This window comes from Pseudomonas phytophila (genome assembly GCF_025643095.1).
In the GTDB taxonomy this organism is placed as follows: Bacteria; Pseudomonadota; Gammaproteobacteria; order Pseudomonadales; family Pseudomonadaceae; genus Aquipseudomonas; species Aquipseudomonas quasicaspiana.
This window is the reverse complement of record NZ_CP081201.1, coordinates 162,091-185,972: the sequence shown is the minus strand read 5'-3', so window position 1 is coordinate 185,972 and position 23,882 is coordinate 162,091. Positions and strand designations below refer to the sequence as shown.

22 protein-coding genes are annotated in these 23,882 nt (G+C 58.2%); 6 read left to right on the top strand and 16 right to left on the bottom strand.

Annotation, left to right across the window (positions count from 1 at the left end):
- Window positions 1-26 precede the first annotated feature (26 nt).
- Window positions 27-1,334 (bottom strand): CitMHS family transporter, encoded by a 1,308-nt coding sequence (locus K3169_RS00875; RefSeq protein WP_099270300.1) that lies wholly within the window; start codon window positions 1,332-1,334, stop codon window positions 27-29.
- Window positions 1,335-1,663: 329 nt separating this feature from the next.
- On the opposite strand from K3169_RS00875, the gene K3169_RS00870 reads away from it, so the two are divergent.
- Complete coding sequence (locus K3169_RS00870; RefSeq protein WP_122396632.1) at window positions 1,664-2,065, top strand: GFA family protein; 402 nt, start codon at window positions 1,664-1,666, stop codon at window positions 2,063-2,065.
- Window positions 2,066-2,522: 457 nt separating this feature from the next.
- Here K3169_RS00870 and K3169_RS00865 read toward each other — a convergent pair whose 3' ends face one another.
- From K3169_RS00865 to exbB, 6 genes are all read right to left on the bottom strand, one after another.
- A complete protein-coding gene (locus tag K3169_RS00865) occupies window positions 2,523-3,920 on the bottom strand; it encodes an aminoacyl-tRNA deacylase and HDOD domain-containing protein (RefSeq protein WP_263269535.1) in 1,398 nt (465 codons plus the stop codon).
- An 87-nt stretch (window positions 3,921-4,007) separates the two neighbouring features.
- Window positions 4,008-6,083, bottom strand: a complete 2,076-nt coding sequence (gene recG / locus K3169_RS00860) for an ATP-dependent DNA helicase RecG (RefSeq protein ID WP_027900032.1) — start codon at window positions 6,081-6,083, stop codon at window positions 4,008-4,010.
- 8 nt (window positions 6,084-6,091) lie between these two features.
- A complete protein-coding gene (locus K3169_RS00855) occupies window positions 6,092-7,015 on the bottom strand; it encodes a hydrogen peroxide-inducible genes activator (RefSeq protein WP_027900033.1) in 924 nt (307 codons plus the stop codon).
- A gap of 91 nt (window positions 7,016-7,106) precedes the next feature.
- Window positions 7,107-7,850: an energy transducer TonB gene (locus tag K3169_RS00850; RefSeq protein ID WP_027900034.1), complete on the bottom strand. Its 744-nt coding sequence runs from the start codon at window positions 7,848-7,850 to the stop codon at window positions 7,107-7,109.
- Window positions 7,847-8,272, bottom strand: coding sequence for a TonB system transport protein ExbD (exbD, locus tag K3169_RS00845; protein ID WP_027900035.1), 426 nt, complete (start codon window positions 8,270-8,272; stop codon window positions 7,847-7,849). The genes K3169_RS00850 and exbD overlap by 4 nt, the downstream gene beginning before the upstream one ends.
- A 3-nt stretch (window positions 8,273-8,275) precedes the next feature.
- On the bottom strand, window positions 8,276-9,259 hold the full coding sequence (gene exbB / locus K3169_RS00840) for a tonB-system energizer ExbB (protein ID WP_231676985.1): 984 nt from the start codon (window positions 9,257-9,259) through the stop codon (window positions 8,276-8,278).
- A gap of 217 nt (window positions 9,260-9,476) precedes the next feature.
- Between exbB and K3169_RS00835 the strand changes: the two genes are divergently transcribed.
- Window positions 9,477-10,331, top strand: a complete 855-nt coding sequence (locus K3169_RS00835; RefSeq protein ID WP_231676986.1) for an NAD-dependent epimerase/dehydratase family protein — start codon at window positions 9,477-9,479, stop codon at window positions 10,329-10,331.
- Between the two features lie 102 nt (window positions 10,332-10,433).
- Here the strand turns inward: K3169_RS00835 and K3169_RS00830 are convergent, their stop codons facing one another.
- The 6 genes from K3169_RS00830 to K3169_RS00805 form a co-directional block, all read right to left on the bottom strand.
- Entirely contained in the window at window positions 10,434-11,168 is a 735-nt protein-coding gene (locus K3169_RS00830; protein WP_231676987.1) for a hypothetical protein, read from the bottom strand.
- 52 nt (window positions 11,169-11,220) lie between these two features.
- Window positions 11,221-11,601 (bottom strand): RidA family protein, encoded by a 381-nt coding sequence (locus K3169_RS00825; protein WP_122705183.1) that lies wholly within the window; start codon window positions 11,599-11,601, stop codon window positions 11,221-11,223.
- Between the two features lie 24 nt (window positions 11,602-11,625).
- On the bottom strand, window positions 11,626-13,731 hold the full coding sequence (gene spoT, locus K3169_RS00820; protein WP_099270295.1) for a bifunctional GTP diphosphokinase/guanosine-3',5'-bis pyrophosphate 3'-pyrophosphohydrolase: 2,106 nt from the start codon (window positions 13,729-13,731) through the stop codon (window positions 11,626-11,628).
- Between the two features lie 60 nt (window positions 13,732-13,791).
- Window positions 13,792-14,055, bottom strand: a complete 264-nt coding sequence (gene rpoZ, locus K3169_RS00815; RefSeq protein WP_002551500.1) for a DNA-directed RNA polymerase subunit omega — start codon at window positions 14,053-14,055, stop codon at window positions 13,792-13,794.
- A gap of 147 nt (window positions 14,056-14,202) precedes the next feature.
- Window positions 14,203-14,823 carry a guanylate kinase gene (gene gmk, locus K3169_RS00810; RefSeq protein ID WP_027900041.1) on the bottom strand — a complete coding sequence of 207 codons (621 nt, stop codon included), beginning with the start codon at window positions 14,821-14,823 and terminating at the stop codon, window positions 14,203-14,205.
- Between the two features lie 13 nt (window positions 14,824-14,836).
- Window positions 14,837-15,700: a YicC/YloC family endoribonuclease gene (locus K3169_RS00805; protein WP_099270293.1), complete on the bottom strand. Its 864-nt coding sequence runs from the start codon at window positions 15,698-15,700 to the stop codon at window positions 14,837-14,839.
- A 286-nt stretch (window positions 15,701-15,986) separates the two neighbouring features.
- Between K3169_RS00805 and rph the strand changes: the two genes are divergently transcribed.
- On the top strand, window positions 15,987-16,709 hold the full coding sequence (gene rph, locus K3169_RS00800; RefSeq protein ID WP_027900043.1) for a ribonuclease PH: 723 nt from the start codon (window positions 15,987-15,989) through the stop codon (window positions 16,707-16,709).
- Window positions 16,710-16,734: 25 nt separating this feature from the next.
- Complete coding sequence (locus K3169_RS00795; protein ID WP_027900044.1) at window positions 16,735-17,103, top strand: DUF4870 domain-containing protein; 369 nt, start codon at window positions 16,735-16,737, stop codon at window positions 17,101-17,103.
- Between the two features lie 805 nt (window positions 17,104-17,908).
- Here K3169_RS00795 and K3169_RS00790 read toward each other — a convergent pair.
- Window positions 17,909-18,688: an exodeoxyribonuclease III gene (locus K3169_RS00790; protein WP_027899864.1), complete on the bottom strand. Its 780-nt coding sequence runs from the start codon at window positions 18,686-18,688 to the stop codon at window positions 17,909-17,911.
- Between the two features lie 82 nt (window positions 18,689-18,770).
- Here K3169_RS00790 and pyrE point away from each other — a divergent pair, with 82 nt between their 5' ends.
- Window positions 18,771-19,412: an orotate phosphoribosyltransferase gene (gene pyrE, locus K3169_RS00785; RefSeq protein ID WP_099270291.1), complete on the top strand. Its 642-nt coding sequence runs from the start codon at window positions 18,771-18,773 to the stop codon at window positions 19,410-19,412.
- Between the two features lie 48 nt (window positions 19,413-19,460).
- Window positions 19,461-20,063: a DUF4124 domain-containing protein gene (locus K3169_RS00780; protein WP_263269522.1), complete on the top strand. Its 603-nt coding sequence runs from the start codon at window positions 19,461-19,463 to the stop codon at window positions 20,061-20,063.
- Between the two features lie 279 nt (window positions 20,064-20,342).
- Here K3169_RS00780 and argB read toward each other — a convergent pair whose 3' ends face one another.
- Both argB and K3169_RS29570 read right to left on the bottom strand, forming a co-directional pair.
- The gene (gene argB, locus K3169_RS00775) at window positions 20,343-21,248 is read right to left on the bottom strand and encodes an acetylglutamate kinase (RefSeq protein WP_027899861.1); all 906 of its coding nucleotides are present in this window, start codon (window positions 21,246-21,248) and stop codon (window positions 20,343-20,345) included.
- Between the two features lie 28 nt (window positions 21,249-21,276).
- Window positions 21,277-23,874, bottom strand: coding sequence for a phosphomannomutase/phosphoglucomutase (locus tag K3169_RS29570; protein WP_411567026.1), 2,598 nt, complete (start codon window positions 23,872-23,874; stop codon window positions 21,277-21,279).
- Between the last annotated feature and the right edge of the window lie 8 nt (window positions 23,875-23,882).

Here is a 23,882-nt window from a genome sequence, read left to right as displayed (position 1 = left end):
TGGGCCGCAAAACAAGTGAGCCGACTTTATAGACTGCTGTAGAAAGGAAAGATCCCCATCAGCAAAGCGGCGACCATTATGCACAGGCAAACCAGAACTGCCCACTTCAAGGTGAAGCGCTGGTGATCACCAAATTCGATACCGGCCAGAGCTACCAGCAGGTAAGTCGAAGGAACCAGCGGGCTGAGCAAGTGAACCGGCTGACCGACGATGGAGGCACGGGCCATTTCCACCGGCGAAATACCGTAGTGAGCAGCCGCTTCAGTCAGTACCGGCAACACGCCAAAGTAGAACGCGTCGTTGGACATGAAGAAGGTGAACGGCATGCTGACCAGAGCAGTAATGACCGCAAGGTACGGGCCCATTGCGTCCGGAATCACTGCCAACAGGCTCTTGGACATGGCATCAACCATGCCGGTGCCGGTCAGAATGCCGGTAAAGATACCTGCGGCGAAAATCAGGCCGACCACTGACAGCACGCTACCAGCGTGAGCTGCCACACGATCTTTCTGATCCTGCATGTTCGGGTAGTTGATGATCATCGCGATACTGAACGCAATCATGAACAGGACTGGCAGCGGCAACACGCTCATGATCAGAGAGATCATCAGCAACAGAGTCAGCGCACCGTTGAACCAGATCATCTTCGGACGACGGGCATCCGGAAACTGCGAAACACTGATTTCGCTGTGATCGGCTTCATCGCCCTGCAGATGGAGCTCGCCCAAGCGAGCGCGCTCACGCTTGCCATAGAAGTAGGCGATCAACAGAAGTGCAACCACACCGGCGAACATGGCAGGAATCATCGGTACGAAAATATCGGATGCTTCCACATGCAGCGCACTGGCTGCGCGGGCGGTCGGCCCACCCCATGGGGTCATGTTCATGATGCCGCCTGCCAGAATGATCAGGCCGGCCATGATCCGCGGGCTCATGCCGATACGGCTGTAGAGCGGCAGCATGGCTGCGACGCAGATCATGTAGGTCGTTGCGCCGTCACCGTCCAGAGAAACCACCAGTGCCAGCACCGCAGTGCCCACCGATACTTTCATCGGGTCGCCTTTGACCCACCTCAGAATCTGACGCACGGCCGGGTCGAACAGACCCGAGTCGATCATCAAGGCGAAGTACAGAATGGCGAACATCAGCATGACGCCGGTTGGCGCAAGCTTGGTGATACCAGCCAGCATCATCGGGCCGATTTCGGTAGCGAAACCGCCGAAGATGGCGAACAGGATCGGCACCAGAATCAGGGCAATCAGCGCGGAAAGGCGCTTGCTCATGATCAGGTACATGAAAGCAATGACCATGGCAAAGCCGAGGAAGGTCAACATAGTAAATACTCCAGGCGGTACGCGATTGGCTAAGGCGAAAGGCTAATCAGCTCAAAAAGAGCGGCGCAGGGAGTGGGGGCGAAAGCGGGGAATGCAGCAAGGCACTAGAGCACATCAGGGTCACCATTTGTTGTTGTTAACTGGGCCTTAGTACGTTGTGAAACGCACATGTGGCTGACCGGTCTGTTGCCGGCGGTGAGCTGATCCTAATCGGCCAAGCTTTCATTCAGCTTTCGCCGCTGAAACCTTTGAGCGTTAGTTTTTAATGACGAATGCGAGCCTGAACGGTCAGAACTCCATCAGCACGTCTAGCACAAGGGAAAAGGGATATGGGCCAGATCACTACCGGCGGATGCCATTGCGGCAACCTGCGTTATCAGTTCGATGCGCCACTGCAAGACATCGCTCACTGTCACTGTTCCATATGCCGTCGCACGTCGGGCGGCATTGTCATGACCTGGATTTCAGTGCCGGTCAGTTCATTCGAATGGACCGAGGGCAGCCCCGCGACCTACGACTCCGGCCCGACCTGTGTGCGCTACTTCTGCAATAACTGCGGGGCGCAACTGGCTCTGCTCTCGCGCAACAGCCCGGAAGAGATAGACGTCACCGTCGCCACCTTCGATCAACCCGAGCTGGCACCTGCGGACCGCCATATCTGGACGGACAATCGCCTGCCGTGGCTGCACCTGGATGAGCAGTTGCCTGGGGAGGCGGAGGAGACTGTTTAAACGCGAGCGATTGTGGGAGCAGAGCTTGCTCGCGATAAGGACACTGCGATCTAAAGTAAAACGCGTCCAGCCTTATCGCGGGCAAGCCTCGCTCCCACAGGTTCCGCGCGATACTCAACATTAGCGCGATGACGCGGGGCCGGCCGGACGGACAATCGCCTGACGTGGCTGCATCTGGATGAGCAGTTGCCTGGTGAGACGGAGGAGACTGTTTAAACGCGAGCGATTGTGGGAGCAGAGCTTGCTCGCGATAAGGACAGTGCGATCTAAAGTGAAACGCGTCGAGCCTTATCGCGGGCAAGCCTCGCTCCAACAGGTCGGCGCAATACTCAATATTGAGCGTGTAAGGTGAATATTAACTGTAGGAGCGCGCTTGCCCGCGATAGCGTCAGGTCAGTCGACGAAGATGTCAGCTGACTGTCCGAGTCGGTCGCAGGCAAGCGCGCTCCTACAGGAATCAGCTAGAAAACTGCGAAGCCAGTTCCCGTAGCAGCACTTCGGCTTCAAGCACCTTGCGCACTGACTCTTCTGCTTTTTCGCGGCTCAGGCTCAAGCGGGCGAACAGTTCGTCGGGGATATCTTCCTTGGGACCGGAACCGATGCCGTTCTGGCGTAACAGACGTACCGAGAGATAAACCAGGTTGGCGTAAGCGCTGTGCTCGCCGTCATAGCCTGGATCGTGCTGAAAGCGCAGGGCTGTGCATAACTCATCCGGCATGTCCCAGTAGCGCATCAACCAGGAGCCCATCTGCTCACGGCTGATCCCCAGCAAATGTTGCTCGACAAAGCTATGGTGCAAGTGCGGGTTAACTTCGAGCTGGCGGCAGATCAGCGAGAAATGCGGCGGGAACACGTGGGCCAGCAGTAAATAACCGAAGTTATGCAGCAGACCCGCCAGGTACGTCAGGCCCGCTTCCGGGCGCTGTGCGCGAGGCATCGCACGGGTCAGGCCTTCAATGACAGCGGCGGTATAAATCGACTGCTGCCAGTAAGGCGTGGTCTGTTGCGGGTGATCCTTGGGCAGGCTGAGGGTTTTGCCCAAGGCCAGGCCCAGTGCCAGATTGATGACCAGATCAAACCCGAGCACGCGCACGATGGCGTCTTCAACCGAGCGGATCTTGCCGGTAGAAGCGTAGTAAGGCGATGCCGCCCAGCTCACGACTTGAGCAGCCAGCGCCGGATCGGTCTCGACGACGCCGGTAATGTCATCAATGGTTGCATCGGGGTCGACCCGCAGCTTGATGATCTTCTGCGCGGTTTCGGCCAGCGGCGGGATTTCCAGGGTCGCTTCCAGACGCTGCTGGATGCGGCGCGCCGTGAAGGCTTGCATGGCCTGAGTAATTTCTTCGCGATCATCATCAGGACGATCGAGATTGGGATGAATAGTGCTCAGCAGCTCACCAAAATGAGCAGCGCTGGCCTTGTTCAACATGGTCTTGAAGTCGTCGCTGCTGATTTCCAGCAAGACGCCGGGCTCACCCGAGCCTATCAGCACCGAAGGCTCTTGCAGCAAACGATCATCGTACAGGCACGGCGAGCTGGTCAGGGCAGGCAAGCCCGGCAGCACTTGCAGGCTGTGCTTGGCCAGCATCTTCAGCATGCGCGAGTGCGGCACGGCCACCAGCTTGCGACCGGTCAGCTCGGTAATGCGGCTGAGGTCCAGCAATTGGCTTTGCGGGAAAAGGATCAGAAGTGCGCCAACGGCATCCTCGACCAGGACGGCCTGGACTCTTCGTGCTGCTGGCAGGTGCGGGGATTCATCGACCTCGCGGTAGCTGATCGCTAGTTTGCCAAGCAACTGCCGAATGACGGACGGGGCGTGAGGCGCTTCATCGACGTGGGCAACTTCTGTCATGACGGGTATCCAATTTCCTACAGTCGCTGAAGTATAACCAGCTTGGATGTTTCCGGTGTGATGCGATCATCAAAGCGACGATTTGCATCACACCTGGCCGTATTGCTGGCCGTGACGTAACCAGCGCTCCAGGAGCGGGCTGACATGTTGCGGCCAGCGTTCGATCAGGGCTTGAGCCGCATCACGTACGGCAGGCAACAGGTCTGCGTCGCGCATCAGGTCGGCCACTTTGAATTGCAGCAGCCCGGTTTGCCGGGTGCCCAGCATCTCGCCGGGGCCGCGCAATTCCAGATCCTTCTCGGCAATCACGAAACCATCATTGGTTTCACGCATGATGCCCAACCGCTGGCGGCCTATTTGCGAAAGCGGAGGATGGTAAAGCAGCACGCAATGGCTGACGGCGCTGCCACGTCCGACCCGGCCGCGCAGCTGGTGCAGTTGAGCCAGCCCCAGTCGTTCAGGGTTCTCGATGATCATCAGGCTGGCATTGGGCACATCCACGCCAACCTCGATCACGGTCGTCGCCACCAGCAATTGCAGCGCGCCCTGCTTGAACTCGGCCATGACGGCAGCCTTTTCAGCCGGCTTCATACGGCCGTGAATCAAGCCAACGCGGAATTCACCCAATGCACTGGTCAACTCTTCGAAGGACGTTTCCGCCGCCTGACACGTCAGCTCTTCGGACTCTTCGATCAATGTGCAGACCCAATAAGTCTGCCGACCTTCGGCACAGGCCGCACGCACGCGCTCAATCACTTCGATACGCCGGGAGTCGACCACCAGCACTGTGTTGACCGGGGTACGTCCGGGCGGCAGCTCATCAAGGATTGACGTATCCAGATCCGCGTAGGCGCTCATCGCCAGCGTGCGTGGAATCGGTGTGGCGGTCATGATCAACTGGTGCGGACACATCAGGCCACCAACGCCTTTCTTGCGCAGGGCCAGACGTTGCTGCACACCGAAGCGGTGCTGCTCGTCGATAATCACCAAGGCGAGATTCTTGAAATGCACTTCGTCCTGGAACAGCGCATGAGTGCCGACCACCATGGGCGTGCCGCCCGCGATCTGCTCCAGCGAGCTGACCCGAGCTTTGCCCTTGAGCTTGCCCGCCAGCCAGGCAGTTTCAATGCCCAGTGGTTCCAGCCAGCGCTTGAAGTTGATGTAGTGCTGCTCGGCAAGAATCTCGGTCGGTGCCATCAGCGCGACCTGGTAACCAGCCTCCAGCGCCTGAAGCGCGGCCAGTGCAGCCACCACGGTTTTGCCCGCGCCCACATCGCCCTGAATCAAACGCAGCATGGGCTCCGGCTGACTCAAATCGTAGGCCACTTCCTTGCCAACACGCTGCTGGGCTCCGGTGGGCGGGAAGCCAAGATTAGCGAGAAACTGCTTCGGAAGCTTCTTGGCCAGCGGCAACGCCGGAGCACGCTGCGAACGCAGGCTTTCGCGTAAACGCTGTTGGGAAAGCTGATGGGTCAGCAGCTCTTCAAACGCCAACCGATGCTGGGCCCAGTGATGGCCGAGGGCGAGCTCTTCAACATCGGCGTCTGCAGGCGGATGGTGCAGATAGCGAATCGCATCATCCAGCGGCGCAAGCTGATAATCCCGGGCGAGCTCCTCAGGCAGCCAGTCGGGCAGACTTTTCGGCCCAAGCAGGGTCAGCGTTTGCTGGCTCAACTGGCGCAAGCGCTGCTGAGTCAGGCCTTCGGTCGTGGGGTAGATCGGCGTGAGCGTTTGCTCCACGGGAGCGGGTTCGCTGCCGGTCAGCGCACGGTATTCCGGGTGATAGATTTCCAGACCTGATGCGCCGGGCCGGGCCTCACCGAAACAGCGGATGTGGGTGCCGCGCTTGAGCGCATCTTTCTGCGCGTTACTGAAGTGATAAAACCTGAGGCTCAGGCTTCCGGTGCCATCGTTCAGACGCACCAGCAGACTGCGCCGCTTGCCCATCACCACATCAGCGCCGCTGACCGTTCCTTCAATCACCGCGTCCTGGCCGGGACGCAACTGACCGATAGGCACAACACGGGTGCGGTCCTGATAGCGCAGCGGCAAGTGAAACAGTACGTCCTGCAGATTTTCCAGACCGACCTTGGCGAGCTTCTCGGCCATGGCCTCGCCGACACCCTTCAGCGCGGTGACCGAGACTTGAGACAACTCGCTCATGGGACCACTCAGCTCGCTTGGGTTTTCGGACGTGCCACCGAGCACAGACGCACGGAGTCAGCGAGGATCTCGATCGCCTTGGGCCGCGGGAAGCTGGCGCGCCAGGCAATCGCTACTGTGCGGAACGGAACCGGTGGCGTCAGCGGACGCACTTCTATTACGCCAGGCGCGTAGTGATGGCTGTCCACCGCCGACATCGGCAGGATCGAAATCCCCAGACCAGAAGCAACCATGTGGCGAATGGTTTCCAGGGAGCTGGATTCCACCGTCGTGTGCTTGGCACCTTCGCTGCCCTTGGTCAGGGTCGGGCAAGCCTCAAGGACCTGATCACGGAAGCAATGACCTTCGCCCAGCAGCAACAGGCTCTTGTCGTTGAGCGCCGAAGCGTCGATGGTTTCTTTCTGAGTCCATGGGTGATCTGCAGGCATCAGGACGTAGAACGGCTCGTCATAAAGCTGCATGGTCAGCACGTCGGCTTCATTGAACGGCAGGGCGATGATGATCGCATCCAGCTCACCGTTACGCAGTTTGTCGCGCAGCACGTGAGTGAAGTTTTCTTCGATATACAACGGCATTTGCGGGGCGACCCGGTGCAGTTGCGGAATCAAATGCGGGAACAGGTAAGGGCCGACGGTGTAGATCGCACCGACTTTGAGTGGCGCGGTCAGCTGGTTCTTGCCAGCCTGGGCCAACTCACGGATGCCTTGGGCTTGTTCCAGAACCTTTTGTGCCTGAGCGACGATGCCTTCACCCACGGGGGTCAGACGCACGGCACTCTTGCTGCGCTCAAAAATAAGCACACCCAGTTCATCTTCAAGCTTTTTGACGCCCACCGACAATGTCGGCTGACTGACGTGACAGCGTTCAGCAGCGTGGCCGAAGTGCTGTTCCTGAGCGAGGGTAACGATGTAGCGCAATTCTGTGAGAGTCATAACGTGCGTCCATGAAGTTGCGGCCCCAGCATAGCGGCTGCAATCGATAGACGCACGTTATCAAGTAACTGCGTTGTATCAAAATTACGAGTTAACGCCGATCAAGTGAATAAACGAACGGCGCCAGGATCTCGATAGTGCCGTTGTTCAGCGTTTCCGCTGGCGGTTTAGGCAATGGCTGGGCACGACGGATCATCTCCATGGTGGCCCTGTCCAGCGATGGACTGCCTGAACTGCCTGCAATCGAATACGACAGCACGTTGCCATCGGCATCAACCACAAAGCGCAGACGAGCGACCCCTTGCATGCCGCGACGTCGAGCGTCTTCCGGGTACTTCTTGAACTTGGCCAGATGCTTCAACAAATCACCCTGCCAGGTTGGCAGCGCATTGCTTGGCGGTGCTGGCTGACTGGGTGGCGTTGGCGCAGCCGATTTCTCGACCTTGGCTGTCGTTGGCGGTGTATCGACCTGCTTCTCGTCGGCTGGTAAATCCTTCGGAGGCTCAGGCTTTTTCACCGGCTTTGGCGGCTGAGGTTTTGGCTTCGGCTTGACCACCGGCTTGGGCACAGCAATCTCTGCCTTTTCGACTTCAGCCACCTTGGGAATGATTTCTTCCTCGGGGGCTGGAGGTTGAGGCGGCTGAACCACTTGCGGTGGCGGCGGCGGGGCCGGTTCTGGCTCAGGTGCCAACTCCACCATCATGGCCGCCGGCGGCAACTCGATGGCCTGGGATGCAGGCCATCGGAGTGCGACCACGATCGCGATGGCATGCACGGCCAGCACCAACAACAGACTACCGCTATAGCGCGTCAGTTTTTGGCGCGTACTGATCATTTCTTACCAACCGTCTCGAGACCGACCAGACCGACTTTGAGGTAGCCCGCAGAGCGCAGGGCATTCATCACTTCCATCAGGTCACCGTAATCCACGCCTTTATCGGCCTGGAAGAAGATCGTGGTGTCCTTTTTGCCCTTGGTTCGGGCGTCGAGGATCTGACCCAACTGCTCAGGAGCGACTTTGTCGTCGCCCAGGTACAAACTCTGATCGGCCTTGACGCTAAGGAAGACCGGCTTCTCGGGCCGGGGCTGCGGTTTGGCGGTCGAGGCGGGCAGGTCGACTTTGATATCAACCGTCGCCAAAGGCGCTGCCACCATGAAGATGATCAACAGGACCAACATGACGTCGATGAACGGCGTTACGTTGATTTCGTGGTTTTCGGCGAGATCGTCGTCGCCTTCTTTCAGATGCATGCCCAAGGTTTAGCCCACCTTGACCATGTGTGGCGACTGAGTACGGTCGGCAGTTGGCTGGTGATCGAGATCACGGCTGACCAACAGCAGAACCTGTGCCGACGCATCGGAAACCTGTGCTTTGTAACCGGCGATGGAGCGAGCGAAGACGTTGTAGATAACAACCGCAGGAATCGCAGCGACCAGACCCAGTGCCGTCGCCAGCAGAGCCTCGGCAATACCCGGCGCAACGACAGCAAGGTTGGTGGTCTGGGTTTTGGCAATACCGATGAAGCTGTTCATGATGCCCCACACGGTACCGAACAGACCTACGAACGGCGCAGTCGAACCGATGGTGGCCAGAACGCCGGTGCCCATGCTCATGTTACGGCCGCACGCAGCAACCAGACGCTCGAGGCGGAAGCTCACACGTTCTTTAATGCCTTCACGCTCGCGGCTGTTCACCGACAAGCGCATCTCTTCCATGGCGTCATGGACGAGCAGGTTGGCCAGCGTACCTTCCTTGGCAGCGCTTTCGCTGGCTTCGGACAGGGTGCGGGCCTTTTTCAGGTTGGCGATCTCGGTGCGCAGACGACGCTTGGCACCCAGCAATTCGAAACCCTTGGCGATCCAGATAGTCCAGGTAATGATCGACGCAATCGCCAGTCCGATCATTACGGCCTTAACGATGATGTCTGCGTTCTGGTACATGCCCCAAGGCGACAGGTCGTGGGACATGCCGAGGCTGTTATCCTCGGGCTCGACAATCGCGGGGCCTTCAACCGGCGCCGCGCCTTCCTGAGCAACCGGTGCAGTGGTTTGCGACGACGGCGCAGTGGTCGTCGCTGGAGCAGTTGCTGGCGCCGGGGCGGCGGCTGGATTAGCGGGAGCAGCCTGACCAGCGAAAGCAGCAGGTGCAAGCATCAGGCTCAGCAGCAGTGCTGCGATACCACGCCATGCACGCGGCAGGCTGGGTAGCTGGGTTGGCGAAGCGGAGGAGGTAGTACGTGTCATGCTGGCCGGACCTGAGTAAAGAAGAAGGTGGGTCGCTCTGCTACGTCGCGCTATGCGTTCGACGTCAGGAGGAGAACAAACGGGCCGGTATTATTGCAAGTAATTCTTGTTAACAAAAGTAATAGAGTATCTTTTTTTCCATCATACGCATCTGGCGGGTCAGCTTTGGCCCATGTTTCGTGGCCGTCTGACCCGCCTTGTTTGTAGGGAGTTCATCATGTCTACACCTTCTGTCCTGATCGCTGGCTGCGGCGATATTGGAAGTCGTCTGGCCACGCAGCTGCTGTCTTCAGGCTGGGTGGTTCATGGCCTGCGGCGCACTACTGCCCTGCTGCCCGATGGCGTGAACGGCGTGGCTGGCGACCTGTTCAGCCCGACCATTCCTGCCACCTGGCCCAACACGGCCATCGACTATCTGGTGTATTGCGCCACGCCCACCGAGCGTGATGAGACCGGCTATCGGGCCGCGTATGTCGAAGGCCAGCAGCGGGCGCTTCAGTGGTTGAAAGAGCGAGGCCAGCAGCCAAAACGGATCATTTTTGTGTCCAGCAGCGGTGTTTATGGCCAGCAAAACGGGGAGTGGGTTGACGAAACATCGCCAACGGAAGCCGACACCTTCTCGGGCAAAATCATGCTGGAGGCAGAGCAAGTGGCGCTGAACAGCGGCTTGCCGGCGAGCATCGTGCGCCTGACCGGCATTTACGGCCCCGGCCGCAATGACCTGTCGAATCGGGTGCGCCAGGGTTACAGCGTGGCAATCGACCCGCCTTTATATGGCAACCGGATACACGCCGACGACGCCGCGGGATTGTTGGCTTTGCTGCTGAAGGCAGACGCTCAGGGTGTCGCGCTTGAGGATTGCTATATTGGCGTGGACGATGCGCCCGTACCGCTGGCCGAAGTCGTGCAGTGGATCCGCGAGTATCTGGGCGTGACGCATTGGGCCGAAGGCGCCGCCGTGCGCCGGGCGGGCAGCAAACGATGCAGTAATGCGAGAGCTAAAGCACTGGGCTGGGTGCCGAGGTATCCGACTTATAAGGAAGGGTATGAGGTGTTACTGAAGGCTGATTAAACGAAAATCTTGTAGGAGCTGCCGAAGGCTGCGAAATCAGTATGCCTGACACACCATTATTCGCAGCCTTCGGCAGCTCCTACAGAAAAACCGTGTTGCTGATCAATTCAACTCAAGCAACCAGCGGCGCGGGCCTGGGCGGAGCTCTGGCATCTGGTCAGCTTCTGCGGCATTGACGGCCTGGAAAATCTCCAGCTGCTTGCCTTTGCGGGAGAAGATCCACGGGTTGCCCTGCTCATTCTTTTCCAGCCACATGCTGTCGTACTCGCCGCTCATGGCTGCGCAATCGCCAGCCAGGCACAACGCGTAACGGTCATTATCCGGCAAGCCCTGGATGCTGCCATCCGGCTTGAATTCCACGGTATTGCCCTGGCCATCGCCATTGACGATGGTCCATTTTCCGCCCATGTAGGCGTTGTACAGCGCAGCTTCGAAACTGGCACCAGTCGGCGCACCTTCGGCAGCAGGGGTTTTCGGCTTTTCGAAGCGCTGCTCAGGACCTGACTCGCTGGCCGCTTGAACCAGTTCGTCGCCCTTGACCTGCAGGTCTTCGACAAAGTTGTAATAGTCGATGCGCAACTTGCCGTCGGCGGCGCTGGTGATTTTACCTTCGCCCACTTCAAAGCCGTTGGAGTACAAGGCCTGGCTGGTTTTGGTATCGATCTGCCATTCCAGATTCGGGCCGTTGGCAAGCAGTGCCTGGCGCAGGTTGTCGCCTTTTACGGCGGCTTCGATAGCCGCTTGATTGATCCACGTGCCGTCAGGATTGCGGTCGGCGTGGCTGGCACAGCCGCTCAAAAAAACGGCCGTCAGCGAGAGGGCAAGCGCGAAGCGCATAACAGGTCCTTCCTTAATCAGCTGCAGCGGGGCTGCGAGCCCCGCGGGAGTGTTATTCGATGACGAGAATCGCGTCCATCTCGACCTGCGAACCACGCGGCAATGCGGCAACACCAATGGCGGCGCGGGCCGGGTATGGCTGCTCGAAGTATTTGCCCATGATTTCGTTGACCGTGGCGAAGTTGCTCAGGTCGGTCAGGAAGATGTTCAGCTTGACGATATCCTTGAACGAACCGCCCGCAGCTTCGGCAACCGACTTCAGATTTTCAAAGACCTGGACGACCTGGGCTTCGATGCCTTCAACCAGTTCCATGGTTTTAGGGTCGAGTGGAATTTGCCCGGACATGTAGACGGTATTGCCAGCTTTGATCGCCTGAGAGTAAGGGCCGATGGCCGCAGGGGCTTTGTCGCTGGTGATTACGGTCTTGGTCATGAAGAACTCCTGTTGAATGATTGGCTACGCACGCATGCGGGTAATTCGAATGACCCCGGCCAAGGCACGCAGTTTTCGGATGACTCGGGCCAGATGCACACGGTCATGCACGCTGACCACCAGCTGGACGACGCTGATACGGCCATCGCGCTCGTCCATGCTAATTTTCTCGATGTTGCCGTCGGCCGCGTTGACGCTGCTGGCCAGCAGGGCGATCAAGCCGCGCTGATGCTCCAGCTCGACGCGCAATTCGACATTGAATTCGCCGGTAACGTCCTTGGCCCAGGACAGCTGAATGCACTTTTCCGGGTTATGGCGGATTTCACTGATATTGCGGCAGTTGTCCAGGTGAACAACCATGCCTTTGCCCGCCGATAGATGACCCACAATCGGGTCGCCCGGGATCGGCGTGCAGCACTTGGCGTAACTGAGCACCAGGCCTTCTGTGCCACGAATCGCCAGCGGGCCTTCGGTGCCAGGCAACTGATCGCCTTCGCCCAGCAGTCGACGAGCGACCACGTACGCCATACGATTGCCGAGGCCGATATCTTCGAGGAGGTCTTCAATGACCTCGACCCGGTATTCGGCCAGCACCGGCTGAACGCGCTCGGCGGGGATTTTTTCCAGACTGCTTTCGAAGCCGTTCAACACCTTGTTAAGCAGACGCTCGCCCAGGCTGATGGACTCGGAGCGACGCTGCAGCTTGAGTGCGTGACGAATGTGCGTTCGCGCCTTGCCGGTGACCACGAAGTTCAGCCAGGCAGGATTCGGACGGGCGCCCGGCGCGCTGACAATCTCCACAGTCGAGCCGCTCTGCAAGGGTTCAGACAGCGGCGCCAGTCGACGATTGATCCGACACGCGATGCAGCTGTTGCCCACATCAGTGTGGACGGCATAAGCAAAGTCGACCGCCGTGGAGCCTTTAGGCAGCTCCATGATCCGGCCTTTAGGCGTGAAGACATAGACCTCGTCCGGGAACAGGTCGATCTTCACGCTCTCGATGAATTCCAGAGAGTTGCCGGCGCGCTGCTGCATTTCCAGCACGCCCTTGACCCACTGACGAGCACGGGCGTGGGTGCCCTTGGGCACTTCGTCATCCGAGGATTTGTACAGCCAGTGCGCAGCGATCCCGTTGTTGGCCATCTCTTCCATTTCACGGGTGCGGATCTGGATTTCAATGGGCACGCCATGCATGCCGAACAACGTGGTGTGCAACGACTGATAGCCGTTGGCCTTGGGGATCGCGATGTAATCCTTGAAGCGGCCGGGCAGGGGCTTGTACAAATTATGTACAGCGCCCAGCACGCGGTAGCAGGTGTCGACCTTGTCGACGATGATGCGGAACGCGTAGACATCCATGATTTCATTGAAGGCGCGACGCTTGCCGCGCATCTTCTTGTAGATGCCGTACAGGTGTTTCTGCCGCCCGCTGACTTCGCCTTCGATTTCATCCACCGCCAGGCAATGGCTCAGGGAATCTTCGATCTTGTTGACCAGCTCTTTGCGATTGCCCCGGGCGCGCTTGACCGCTTGGCCAATCCGCGAGGAGCGCATCGGATACATTGCCTTGAAGCCGAGGTCTTCGAATTCGATACGGATGCTGTGCATACCCAGCCGATTGGCGATGGGCGCATAGATTTCCAGGGTTTCCTTGGCAATGCGTCGGCGTTTTTCCCCGGACAACACTTCAAGCGTGCGCATGTTATGCAGGCGGTCAGCGAGCTTGACCAGGATCACGCGAATATCGCGCGCCATGGCCATGGCCATTTTCTGGAAGTTTTCAGCCTGGGCTTCGGCTTTGGTCTCGAAATTCATCTGGGTCAGCTTGCTGACCCCGTCGACCAATTCAGCCACGGTCTCGCCGAACTGCGCGCAAAGCGCCTCTTTGGCTATACCGGTGTCTTCAATGACGTCATGCAGCATGGCAGCCATCAGGCTTTGATGGTCCATGTGCATATCGGCAAGAATGTTCGCCACCGCAAGAGGATGCGTGACGTAAGCTTCACCGCTGCGACGGCGCTGGCCGTCGTGGGCTTGCTCGGCGTAGAAATACGCGCGGCGGACCAGATTTACCTGTTCCTTGCCGAGATAGGTCGAAATACGATCGGCGAGGGCGTCTATGCTCGGCAAGGCGCTACCCCCTGCCAATGACTTTTACCCTGCGCCGTACTACGTCGACACGGCATAGGCTTAGACGGCCTCGTTGGACTCGTCTTCGAACGCCGCGAACAATGGTTCATCTTCAACGATTTCAGCTTCTGCGATTACAGCGTAATCCATCAGGCCGGCTGCGATTTCGCGCAGTGCCATAACGGTAGGCTTGTCATTTTCCCACGCCAGCTTTGGTTCTTTGCCGCCGGTAGCCAGTTGACGGGCACGCTTTGTAGAGAGCATGACCAGCTCAAAGCGGTTATCCACGTGTTCTAGGCAGTCTTCAACGGTTACGCGGGCCATGGGTATTCCTCGTAGCAAATGCGGATGCGCGATGCCCGGATGGGCGAGCGGACTCGGTAGTTTACAAGCTGCAAGCCATAAGCTTCAAGCGCCAAGCCACGAGCGGTATTATTTAGCTCGCCGCCCATGGCACTCAAAGCCCCTGTTTCAGGCCAGTAATTGCTCAAGCAGACCGCTGAAACGCTGCTGCTGATGGGTCTGCGTCAACAGGTTGGCCCGGAAAATCGCCTTGAGATCTTCCAGCGCCGAGGCGAAGTCATCGTTGATCACGATGTAGTCGTATTCGGCGTAATGGCTCATTTCGCTGACCGCTTCACGCATCCGCCCCTCGATGATCTCATCGCTATCCGTCCCACGATTCGTCAGGCGCTGACGCAATGCCTGTTGGGTCGGCGGCAAAATGAAGATCGAGCGCGCATCAGGCATGACTTTGCGTACCTGCTCGGCACCCTGCCAGTCGATTTCCAGAATCAGGTCATGACCTTCGTCCAGGGTCTGCTGCAAGCGGCTCTGGGAAGTGCCGTACATATTGCCGAAAACTTCCGCCTGCTCAAGGAAATCACCGTGCTCGATCATGCGCACAAATTCAGCGCGATCAACAAAGTGATAGTTCACGCCGTCGACTTCGCCCGGACGCATGGCCCGGGTGGTGTGCGAAACGGAAACCCGAATCTGCGGCTGCGCGTTGACCAGGGCATTGACCAGACTGGTCTTGCCTGCACCCGAGGGTGCGGAAACGATGTACAGGGTGCCGGTGCTGTGTGTCATGTCGGAATTAGCCTTACTCAATATTCTGGACTTGTTCACGCATCTGCTCGATCAACACTTTGAGGTTGACCGCAGCCTGGGTACTGCGCGGATCGAAAGCTTTGGAGCCGAGGGTATTGGCCTCGCGGTTGAGTTCCTGCATCAGAAAATCCAGCCGGCGCCCGGCCTGACCACCCGCCTTGAGCACGCGACGCACTTCCGTGACGTGGGTGTTGAGGCGATCTAGTTCTTCGGCCACATCGCTTTTCTGGGCCAGCAGAACCATTTCCTGCTCAAGGCGCTGCGGATCAAGCTCGGCCTTCATGTCGGCGAAGCGATCCAGCACCTTCTGACGCTGGGTCGCCAGCATCTGCGGCACCAGACTTTTCAGGGTCGAAACCTCGGTGGTGATGGAATCCAGACGCTCATTGAGCAACTTGGCCAGATCGGCACCTTCGCGGCCCCGACCGTTTTTCAACTCGGCCAAGGCCTCATTAAACAGCGTCAGGGCTTCTTTGTTGAGGGCTTGCGGGTCAACAGCATCACCCACCAGAACGCCAGGCCAGGCCAGTACTTCCAGGGGATTCAAGGCAGCAGGCTGCTTGATCAGGCTGGCAACGATTTCCGCCGCAGCAACCAACTGACCGGCGCGTTCGCGATCAACCTGCAGCGGCTTGCCAGCGGTTTCTTCAACGAAACGCAGCGTGCATTCCACCTTGCCGCGGGACAGGCCCTGGCGTAGCGCTTCACGGATGGCACTTTCCAGGTCGCGAAAGGACTCCGGCAGACGCAGATGGGGCTCCAGATAGCGATGATTCACCGAGCGTAGCTCCCAGCTCAGTGTGCCCTGAGTACTGGCCCGTTCGACCCGGGCAAAAGCCGTCATGCTGTGGACCATGGGAATACCTCTGTAATTCGGTGAACAGAATAGGCCGCGATCCGCGATGACTGGATGTCACGAAAAAACGGCAGTCTGTAAAGGCGCAGGATTGTAGCGCAGTGCGACCCCTGCCCCCAATCCACTAATGCGACATGCGATGCATGGCATTTGCTCAACCGGGCAAACGCCTGAATCAGAGCCCTGCCAGCCCAACGGTTTGGTATCCAATGGTTTTAGATGTGCCCAGCGCCGACTTGCGCCTCTATAATGCTCGGCAGTTTTCCGTCTCAGTACAGGTATCCAGATGAAACGTCCAAGTGGTCGCGCCGCCGATCAGCTCCGCTCGATCCGCATCACCCGCAACTACACCAAGCACGCCGAGGGTTCTGTGCTGGTCGAGTTCGGTGACACCAAAGTGATCTGCACGGTCAGCGTCGAAAATGGCGTACCTCGCTTCCTCAAAGGCCAGGGCCAAGGCTGGTTGACCGCAGAATACGGCATGCTGCCACGCGCAACCGGCGAGCGTAACCAGCGCGAAGCCAGCCGTGGCAAACAAGGCGGCCGCACCCTGGAAATCCAGCGCTTGATCGGTCGCTCACTGCGCGCCGCACTGGACATGTCCAAGCTGGGCGACGTTACGCTGTACGTCGATTGCGATGTCATCCAGGCTGATGGCGGCACCCGCACAGCGTCCATCACTGGCGCCATGGTCGCCCTGGTTGATGCGCTGAAAGTAATCAAGAAACGTGGCGGCCTCAAAGGCGGCGACCCGCTCAAGCAAATGATCGCCGCCGTTTCGGTTGGCATGTATCAGGGCGAGCCAGTTCTTGACCTGGACTATCTTGAAGACTCAGCAGCCGAGACTGACCTCAACGTGGTCATGACCAGCTCGGGCGGCTTCATTGAGGTTCAGGGCACTGCCGAAGGCGCTCCGTTCCAGCCTGAAGAGCTCAACGCCATGCTGGCATTGGCGCAAAAAGGCATGACCGAACTGTTCGAACTGCAGACCGCAGCACTGGCCGACTGATCAAAGCAGCCAGCAGGAGACGAATATGAGTGACAGCCAAATGCCCGTTCCAGCACCCAGCTCGGAAGCTCGCCAATGGGCGATGTTCTGTCACTTTGCTGCGTTCCTCGGCATGATCTTCCCGTTCGGCAACCTGCTGGGCCCGCTGATTCTGTGGCAGCTCAAGAAGGATTCCGATCCGTTCATTGATGCTCACGGCAAGGAAGCACTGAATTTTCAGATCACGGTTTCGCTAGCCATAGTCGCGTGCTTCTTTCTGATGCTGCTGGTCATCGGCTTCGCGCTGATAGGCCTCGTAGGCGTCGGCGCACTGGTGCTGACGATCATTGCCGGCATCAAGGCGAATGAAGGCGTGGCGTATCGGTATCCGTTTACATGGCGGTTGATCAAGTAGGCCTCGCGCCCACCCTGTGGGACCGAATTCAGTCGGGAAGGCGATGTTTTCTGACGATGCACATGCAGTGGATGTACCGACGTCTTCGCGAATGAATTCGCTCCCACCGGGATTGCGGGTCCCGACCCAAACAAAAAAGCCGACACGAAGTCGGTTTTTTTGCGGGCGATGGATGTAACGGTATTCGCCTACATCGCGGCTGACCAAGTAGGCCTCGCGCCCACCCTGTGGGACCGAATTCATTCGGGAAGGCGATGTTTCTGACGATGCACATGCAGTGGATGTACCGACGTCTTCGCGAATGAATTCGCTCCCACCGGGATTGCGGGTCCCGACCCAAACGAAAAAGCCGACACCAAGTCGGCTTTTTTGTGGGTGGTGGATGTAACGGTATCCGCCTACATCGCGGCTGACCAAGTAGGCCTCGCGCCCACCCTGTGGGACCGAATTCATTCGGGAAGGCGATGTTTCTGACGATGCACATGCAGTGGATGTACCGACGTCTTCGCGAATGAATTCGCTCCCACCGGGATTGCGGGTCCCGACCCAAACGAAAAAGCCGACACCAAGTCGGCTTTTTTGTGGGCGATGGATGTAACAGTATCCGCTTACATCGCGGCTGACCAAATAGGCCTCGCGCCCACCCTGTGGGACCGAATTCATTCGGGAAGGCGATGTTTCCGACGATGCACATGCAGTGGATGTACCGACGTCTTCGCGAATGAATTCGCTCCCACCGGGATTGCGGGTCCCGACCCAAACGAAAAAGCCGACACGAAGTCGGCTTTTTTGTGGGTGGTGGATACTAGATCGTTAGCGTCCAGTCGTAATCCACTACCAGCGGTGCGTGCTGCGAGAAGCGTGGCTGACGTGGCAGACGCGCGCTACGCACGAAGCGTCGCAGGCCCGGCGTCAGCAACTGATAGTCGAAGCGCCAGCCGAGATTGAGCATCTCTGCCTGCTCGCTATCCGGCCACCAACTGTACTGATCGCCTTCACGGCTGACTTCACGCAGAGCATCAACATAACCCATGGTGCCGACAATCTCGTCCATCCAGGCACGCTCGGGCGCGAGGAAGCCAGGAGATTGCTGGCTGTCACGCCAGTTCTTGATGTCGAGCTTCTGCTGCGCCACGTACAACGAGCCGCAATAGATGTACTCACGACGCTTGCGCCGCTGTTTATCCAGATATTTGCCGAAATCGTCCATGAGCTTGAATTTCTGATTCAAGTCTTCGTCGCCGTTCATTCCCGAAGGAAGCAGCAAAGTGGCAATACTGACTTTGTCGAAATCTGCTTGCAGGTAACGCCCGTAGCGGTCGGCTGTTTCAAAGCCAAGGCCGCTGATTACCGCCTTCGGTTGCAGCCGCGAGTAAAGCGCCACGCCACCTTGGGCCGGAACTTCAGCTTCGCACGCGTAAAGGAAATAGCCATCCAGCTGATAAGCTGGGTCGTCCAGTTCGAAGGCGGATGCGCGGGTGTCCTGAAGGCAGATGACGTCGGCATTCTGAGCCTGCAGCCAACTGAGCAAACCGCGCTCGACTGCCGCCTGAATGCCATTTACGTTCACACTGATGATCCGCATAAATGGCCCCAAAAATCACGTGCGTGTATGATACCCGAGCTCTACCTAATTAGCTAAATCCGTGGTATTCGGGGCTTTTTTCATGCAAGCGTATCAACGCGATTTCATTCGTTTTGCCATCGACCGTGGGGTTTTGCGGTTCGGTGAGTTCACTCTCAAGTCCGGTCGCACCAGTCCGTACTTCTTTAATGCCGGCCTGTTCAACAGCGGTTCGGCCCTTGCACAGCTGGGTCGTTTCTACGCCGCAGCAGTGGTCGAGAGTGGTATTTCCTTCGACGTACTGTTTGGCCCAGCCTATAAGGGGATTCCTCTGGCAGCCACAACAGCCGTGGCTTTGGCTGAACATCACGGGCGCGATTTGCCTTGGTGCTTCAACCGCAAAGAGGCCAAGGATCACGGTGAAGGCGGCAGTCTGGTCGGCGCACCACTGACCGGCAATGTGCTGATCATCGACGACGTGATCACCGCAGGCACCGCAATTCGCGAAGTCATGCAGATCATCAAAGGCCAGGAAGCAACTGCGGCGGGGGTGCTGATTGCACTCAACCGTCAGGAGCGCGGCAATGGCGAGCTGTCGGCCATTCAGGAAGTGGAGCGCGACTTCGGGATCCCGGTCGTCAGCATCGTCTCGCTGAATCAGGTGCTGGAGTTCCTGGCCGACGATCCGCAACTCAAACAGCACCTGCCTGCTGTTGAAGCGTATCGGGCGCAGTTCGGGATCTAGGAGCGTCATGTCCGTCGCCATTCGGATTGATACATCAAGGATGTTTGAATGACTAAGCCACGCTTGGTTTGCTTGCTGCTGTCCCTTGTCATCAGTCCGTTTGCAGCGATCCAGGCTGCTGACGCCCCGCAGCCGTTGCTCTATCGCTATGTTGATAGCCGCGGCGTGACGGTGCTGGATCGTCAGGGTGTACCACCCGAGTACGTTGCCAAGGGTTATGAGGTCCTCAATGCCCAAGGCCGCGTTGTGCAGGTGGTGCCGCCCCCGCCAACCGCCGATGAGATAAATCAGGCCCAGGCGAAAAAGGCCCAGGCAAGCGCAGACGCGCAATTGCTCAATCTTTACAGCAATGTCGAAGATGTCGATCGCGCTAAGGCCCGCAAACTTTCCGAACTGGATGCCTTGATTGCCCTGGCGCAAGGCAATCTCAAAGGCCTGGACACGCAGCAGGCGTCGTTACAGGGGCAGGCGGCGGATCTGGAGCGGGCCGGCAAACCGGTGCCTCAATCACTGATTGACCAGATGGGCGATCTCCGCGACCAGCAACATGACCTCGACCTGAACATACAGCGCTATCAACAAGCTCGCGCCCAGGCCGAGGCAGCGTTTACACAAGATCGCGCCCGGATTCAGCGACTGACAGCGCCCTGAGTTTCCAGCTCACACTCAATAAGCTGAAGTAGTGGATGTATTCATTGAGAGATGCCCAAGTGTCGATAGCACCGCGCTGTCTCGGCAAACATGGGCCTGTAGGAGCTGCCGAAGGCTGCGATCGCGATGTATCAGCAGAAATGCTTCGCAGCCTTCGGCAGCTCCTACAGAAAATGCATTTCAATCCAGTAGTTTGCATGTTGTCCGACCGCCAGCAACAACAGCCATAAAAAAACCCCGCCGGAAACCGGCAGGGCTTTCATGAAGCATCAAGCGTGATCAGTGACGTTTGCGATTACTGATAAGGGTACCTACACCGGTGTCGGTGAAGATTTCCAGCAGCACGGCATTCGGTACACGACCGTCAATGATGTGCGAGGTGGTCACGCCGCCTTGCACCGCTTCCAGCGCGCATTTGATCTTCGGCAGCATGCCGCCGTAGATCGTGCCATCGGCGATCAGGCCGTTGACTTGCTCGGTGGTCAAGCCGGTCAGCACCTGGCCTTGCTTGTCCATCAGGCCGGCAATGTTGGTCAGCAGCATCAGCTTTTCAGCCTTGAGGGCTTCAGCGACTTTGCCTGCCACCAGATCGGCGTTAATGTTGTAAGACTCGCCGTCTGCGCCCACGCCAATGGGCGCGATGACCGGGATGAAATCGCCTTTTACCAGCATGTTCAGCAGGTCGGTATTGATCCCGACTACTTCACCAACATGCCCGATATCGATGATTTCAGGCTTGGTCATTTCCGGCGTCTGACGTGTAACGGTCAGACGCTTGGCGCGAATCAGCTCGGCGTCTTTACCGGTCAGGCCGATGGCGCTGCCGCCATGACGGTTGATCAGATTGACGATGTCCTTGTTGACCTGGCCGCCCAGAACCATTTCCACCACATCCATGGTTTCCGCATCAGTGACGCGCATACCATCAATGAAGTGACTCTCGATCGACAACCGCTTGAGCAGATCGCCGATCTGAGGCCCCCCGCCGTGAACCACCACCGGGTTGATGCCAACAGCCTTCATCAACACGATGTCGCGCGCAAAGCCGGTTTTCAGCTCGTCGCTCTCCATGGCGTTACCGCCGTACTTGATCACCAGCGTCTTGCCCACAAAGCGGCGAATGTAGGGGAGCGCTTCGGACAATACTTTGGCGATGTTGGCGGCGGAATCACGTTCGAGGGTCATTCAAGGCTCCAGTCAAAGGAAAAAACAATCAGAACGGAAGTTGAAGGTCCGGCGCAACCTTTTTCAGTTCGGCGTGGAACACATCCTTGATACGTTGCAGCTCGGCTTCGGTTTCGGCCTCAAAACGCAGCACCAGTACCGGTGTTGTGTTGGAAGCGCGCACCAGACCCCAGCCCTTCGGATAGTCCACTCGTACGCCGTCAATGGTGGTCAGCTTGGCATCGCCCCACTGAGCATCTTTCTCCAGAGCTTCTATGATGCTGAACTTGGTGGTGTCAGTCACTTTGATGTTGATTTCAGGCGTCGAAATGTCGTTCGGGAAGGTCTCGAACAGATCTTCAGCCGATTGCGACTCCTGACTGAGGATCTCCAGCAGGCGCGCAGCGCTGTAGATGCCGTCGTCAAAACCGAACCAACGCTCTTTGAAGAAGATGTGGCCGCTCATTTCGCCTGCGAGCAGCGCGCCGCTTTTCTTCATTTCTTTCTTGATCAACGAATGACCGGTCTTCCACATTACCGGGCGACCGCCATGCTGCTGAATCAAAGGTGTCAGACGACGGGTGCATTTGACGTCGAAAATGATGTCGGCACCCGGATTGCGCTTGAGCACGTCCAGCGCGAACAGCATCAGCAGACGGTCTGGGTAGACCACGTTGCCTTTGTTGGTGACAACGCCCACACGGTCGCCGTCGCCGTCGAAAGCCAGGCCCAGATCAGCGCCGGTTTCTTTAACCTTCGCGATCAGGTCCTGAAGGTTTTCCAGCTTGCCCGGATCCGGGTGATGGTTCGGGAAGTTGCCGTCCACTTCAGCAAACAGCGAAATCACTTCGCAGCCCAGCGCCTCGATGAGTTGCGGGGCGATGACACCGGCAGCGCCGTTGCCGCAGTCCACGACCACTTTCATCTTGCGGGCCATGACGATGTCTTCTTTGATCTGCTTGAAGTAGCGATCAAGGATGTCGACTTTAGTGATGCTGCCTTTGGCCGAAGTCAGATTGCCCGTCTTGATGCGCTCGTGCAGCGCCTGGATCTGCTCGTTGGCCAGGGTGTCGCCAGCGATAACGATTTTGAAACCGTTGTAATCCTTGGGGTTGTGGCTGCCGGTCAGCATCACACCGGTCTTGCCCGCCAACACGTTGGCCGCGTAGTACAAGGCAGGTGTTGGCACCAGGCCAACGTCACTGACGTGACAACCGCTGTCGTGCAGACCTTGAATCAGTTGCTGGACCAACTCGGGGCCGGAAAGGCGTCCATCGCGGCCAACGCTGACGTTGGGCTCGTTCTGGGCCAGGCTTTCGGAGCCAATGGCGCGACCAATCCAATACGCCGTTTCGGCGCTGAGGGTGTCACCCACGATGCCGCGGATGTCATAGGCGCGGAAGATATCGTCAGGAAATTTTGGTGCCACAGATGCTGGACTGCTCATAACTGGGGGGTGCTCCGATCTCAGGAAGTCCTGGTTTTCGTCGAGGATGTCGATATCGAGAATGTCGGTATCTTGAAACAGCGGATCGGTCCAGTCGTCACCAGTGGCGACGTGTGAAGCCGATGCTGAAGCACTGCGTGTCTTTAAGTCGGTCATCTTGGAGCCAGCAGCCGAGCCTGACCCATCCCTCTTATCAACGATTTCCGTTACCGGTTGTTGAAGCGAGGGAGAAAAACAGGCAAGACGTCTAGCCAGCCCATTGAGGACAGGCAGGCCCAAACCGAAGGGTTTGACGGCTTTTCCGCGAGAGAGTTCTTGAAGCAGCTGATCAAGTTGTCGGACGTCGGCGCAAATGGCCCGTTGCAGAGCCCTTTCATTGAGGTAAAGCCCCAGCAAAACACCGGCTAGAGCGACGAGTGCCGCCAGCGTCAGCAATACCCAGGGAGGTGAGGAGTCCAGCGCCGGACCGGGCGTGAACTCCAGCTTCCAGTTCGCATAGCCCGTTTCCAGCCGTTGTGGTTTGGCGCCATCCGCTTCGCCGCGCTGTAGCAAAACCTGCTCTGGACCATTACCAAACTGCTGAATCAAACGAATCTTGCCCGTCGATTCAGGCATGACGGGAAGCGCATCGAGCAATCGTTGCGGATCAAAGGCCAGCAATAGCGTGCCGCTGACCGGTGCAGACGGATCAGAACGCAGCGGCGCGGCGCTGTAGATCATCCAGCGCTCGCCAACTGCGCGAGCCTCAGGCACAGGCTCCTCGCCGCGAGTCACTTTGCTGAGCATGTCCAGCGTCGAGAAACTGACAGGCAACGCACCCTGGCTGCCCACTTCAGACATACCTGGCGGGTTGAGACGGGCGCCCAGTACGCCATCGCGAAAGCGCAGCCGGTTTTGCGCTTCGTCGACGAGAGAAGGGTTACCGCTTTGCAAAGCCTGAAGGAGTGCGGGATCCCGGGCCGCGGCCTGAGTCTCGGCAACGATCTGTTTTAGAGCCCGCCCCATTGCCGAGGCCTGACTACCACCCCAGGCTTGCTCAAGGTGCTGACGCCCCTGAGGATTGCTGGTCAGGGCGAGATAGACCAGAGCGCTGGCAATGATCAGCGCGATCAGCGCAGGAAAAATGCCCGGAACCAGCACAGCCAGAGCTGGCGCCGGAGGCTGAGTATCGGATGTTGCATGCTGTTGGCTGCCTTGCACCTGAACGC

Excerpts from the sequence above, each read along its gene's own strand:
- K3169_RS00835 (WP_231676986.1), top strand. The coding sequence starts at position 9,477 with ATGTCTACACCTTCTGTCCTGATCGCTGGCTGCGGCGATATTGGAAGT.
- K3169_RS00870 (WP_122396632.1), top strand. The coding sequence starts at position 1,664 with ATGGGCCAGATCACTACCGGCGGATGCCATTGCGGCAACCTGCGTTAT.
- K3169_RS00795 (WP_027900044.1), top strand. The coding sequence starts at position 16,735 with ATGAGTGACAGCCAAATGCCCGTTCCAGCACCCAGCTCGGAAGCTCGC.
- K3169_RS00830 (WP_231676987.1), bottom strand. The coding sequence starts at position 11,168 with ATGCGCTTCGCGCTTGCCCTCTCGCTGACGGCCGTTTTTTTGAGCGGC.
- exbB (WP_231676985.1), bottom strand. The coding sequence starts at position 9,259 with ATGACACGTACTACCTCCTCCGCTTCGCCAACCCAGCTACCCAGCCTG.
- recG (WP_027900032.1), bottom strand. The coding sequence starts at position 6,083 with ATGAGCGAGTTGTCTCAAGTCTCGGTCACCGCGCTGAAGGGTGTCGGC.
- pyrE (WP_099270291.1), top strand. The coding sequence starts at position 18,771 with ATGCAAGCGTATCAACGCGATTTCATTCGTTTTGCCATCGACCGTGGG.
- K3169_RS00865 (WP_263269535.1), bottom strand. The coding sequence starts at position 3,920 with ATGACAGAAGTTGCCCACGTCGATGAAGCGCCTCACGCCCCGTCCGTC.
- argB (WP_027899861.1), bottom strand. The coding sequence starts at position 21,248 with ATGACCCTCGAACGTGATTCCGCCGCCAACATCGCCAAAGTATTGTCC.
- rpoZ (WP_002551500.1), bottom strand. The coding sequence starts at position 14,055 with ATGGCCCGCGTAACCGTTGAAGACTGCCTAGAACACGTGGATAACCGC.
- K3169_RS00875 (WP_099270300.1), bottom strand. The coding sequence starts at position 1,334 with ATGTTGACCTTCCTCGGCTTTGCCATGGTCATTGCTTTCATGTACCTG.
- K3169_RS00855 (WP_027900033.1), bottom strand. The coding sequence starts at position 7,015 with ATGACTCTCACAGAATTGCGCTACATCGTTACCCTCGCTCAGGAACAG.
- K3169_RS00825 (WP_122705183.1), bottom strand. The coding sequence starts at position 11,601 with ATGACCAAGACCGTAATCACCAGCGACAAAGCCCCTGCGGCCATCGGC.
- K3169_RS00805 (WP_099270293.1), bottom strand. The coding sequence starts at position 15,700 with ATGGTCCACAGCATGACGGCTTTTGCCCGGGTCGAACGGGCCAGTACT.
- rph (WP_027900043.1), top strand. The coding sequence starts at position 15,987 with ATGAAACGTCCAAGTGGTCGCGCCGCCGATCAGCTCCGCTCGATCCGC.
- K3169_RS00780 (WP_263269522.1), top strand. The coding sequence starts at position 19,461 with ATGACTAAGCCACGCTTGGTTTGCTTGCTGCTGTCCCTTGTCATCAGT.
- gmk (WP_027900041.1), bottom strand. The coding sequence starts at position 14,823 with ATGACACACAGCACCGGCACCCTGTACATCGTTTCCGCACCCTCGGGT.
- K3169_RS00850 (WP_027900034.1), bottom strand. The coding sequence starts at position 7,850 with ATGATCAGTACGCGCCAAAAACTGACGCGCTATAGCGGTAGTCTGTTG.
- K3169_RS00790 (WP_027899864.1), bottom strand. The coding sequence starts at position 18,688 with ATGCGGATCATCAGTGTGAACGTAAATGGCATTCAGGCGGCAGTCGAG.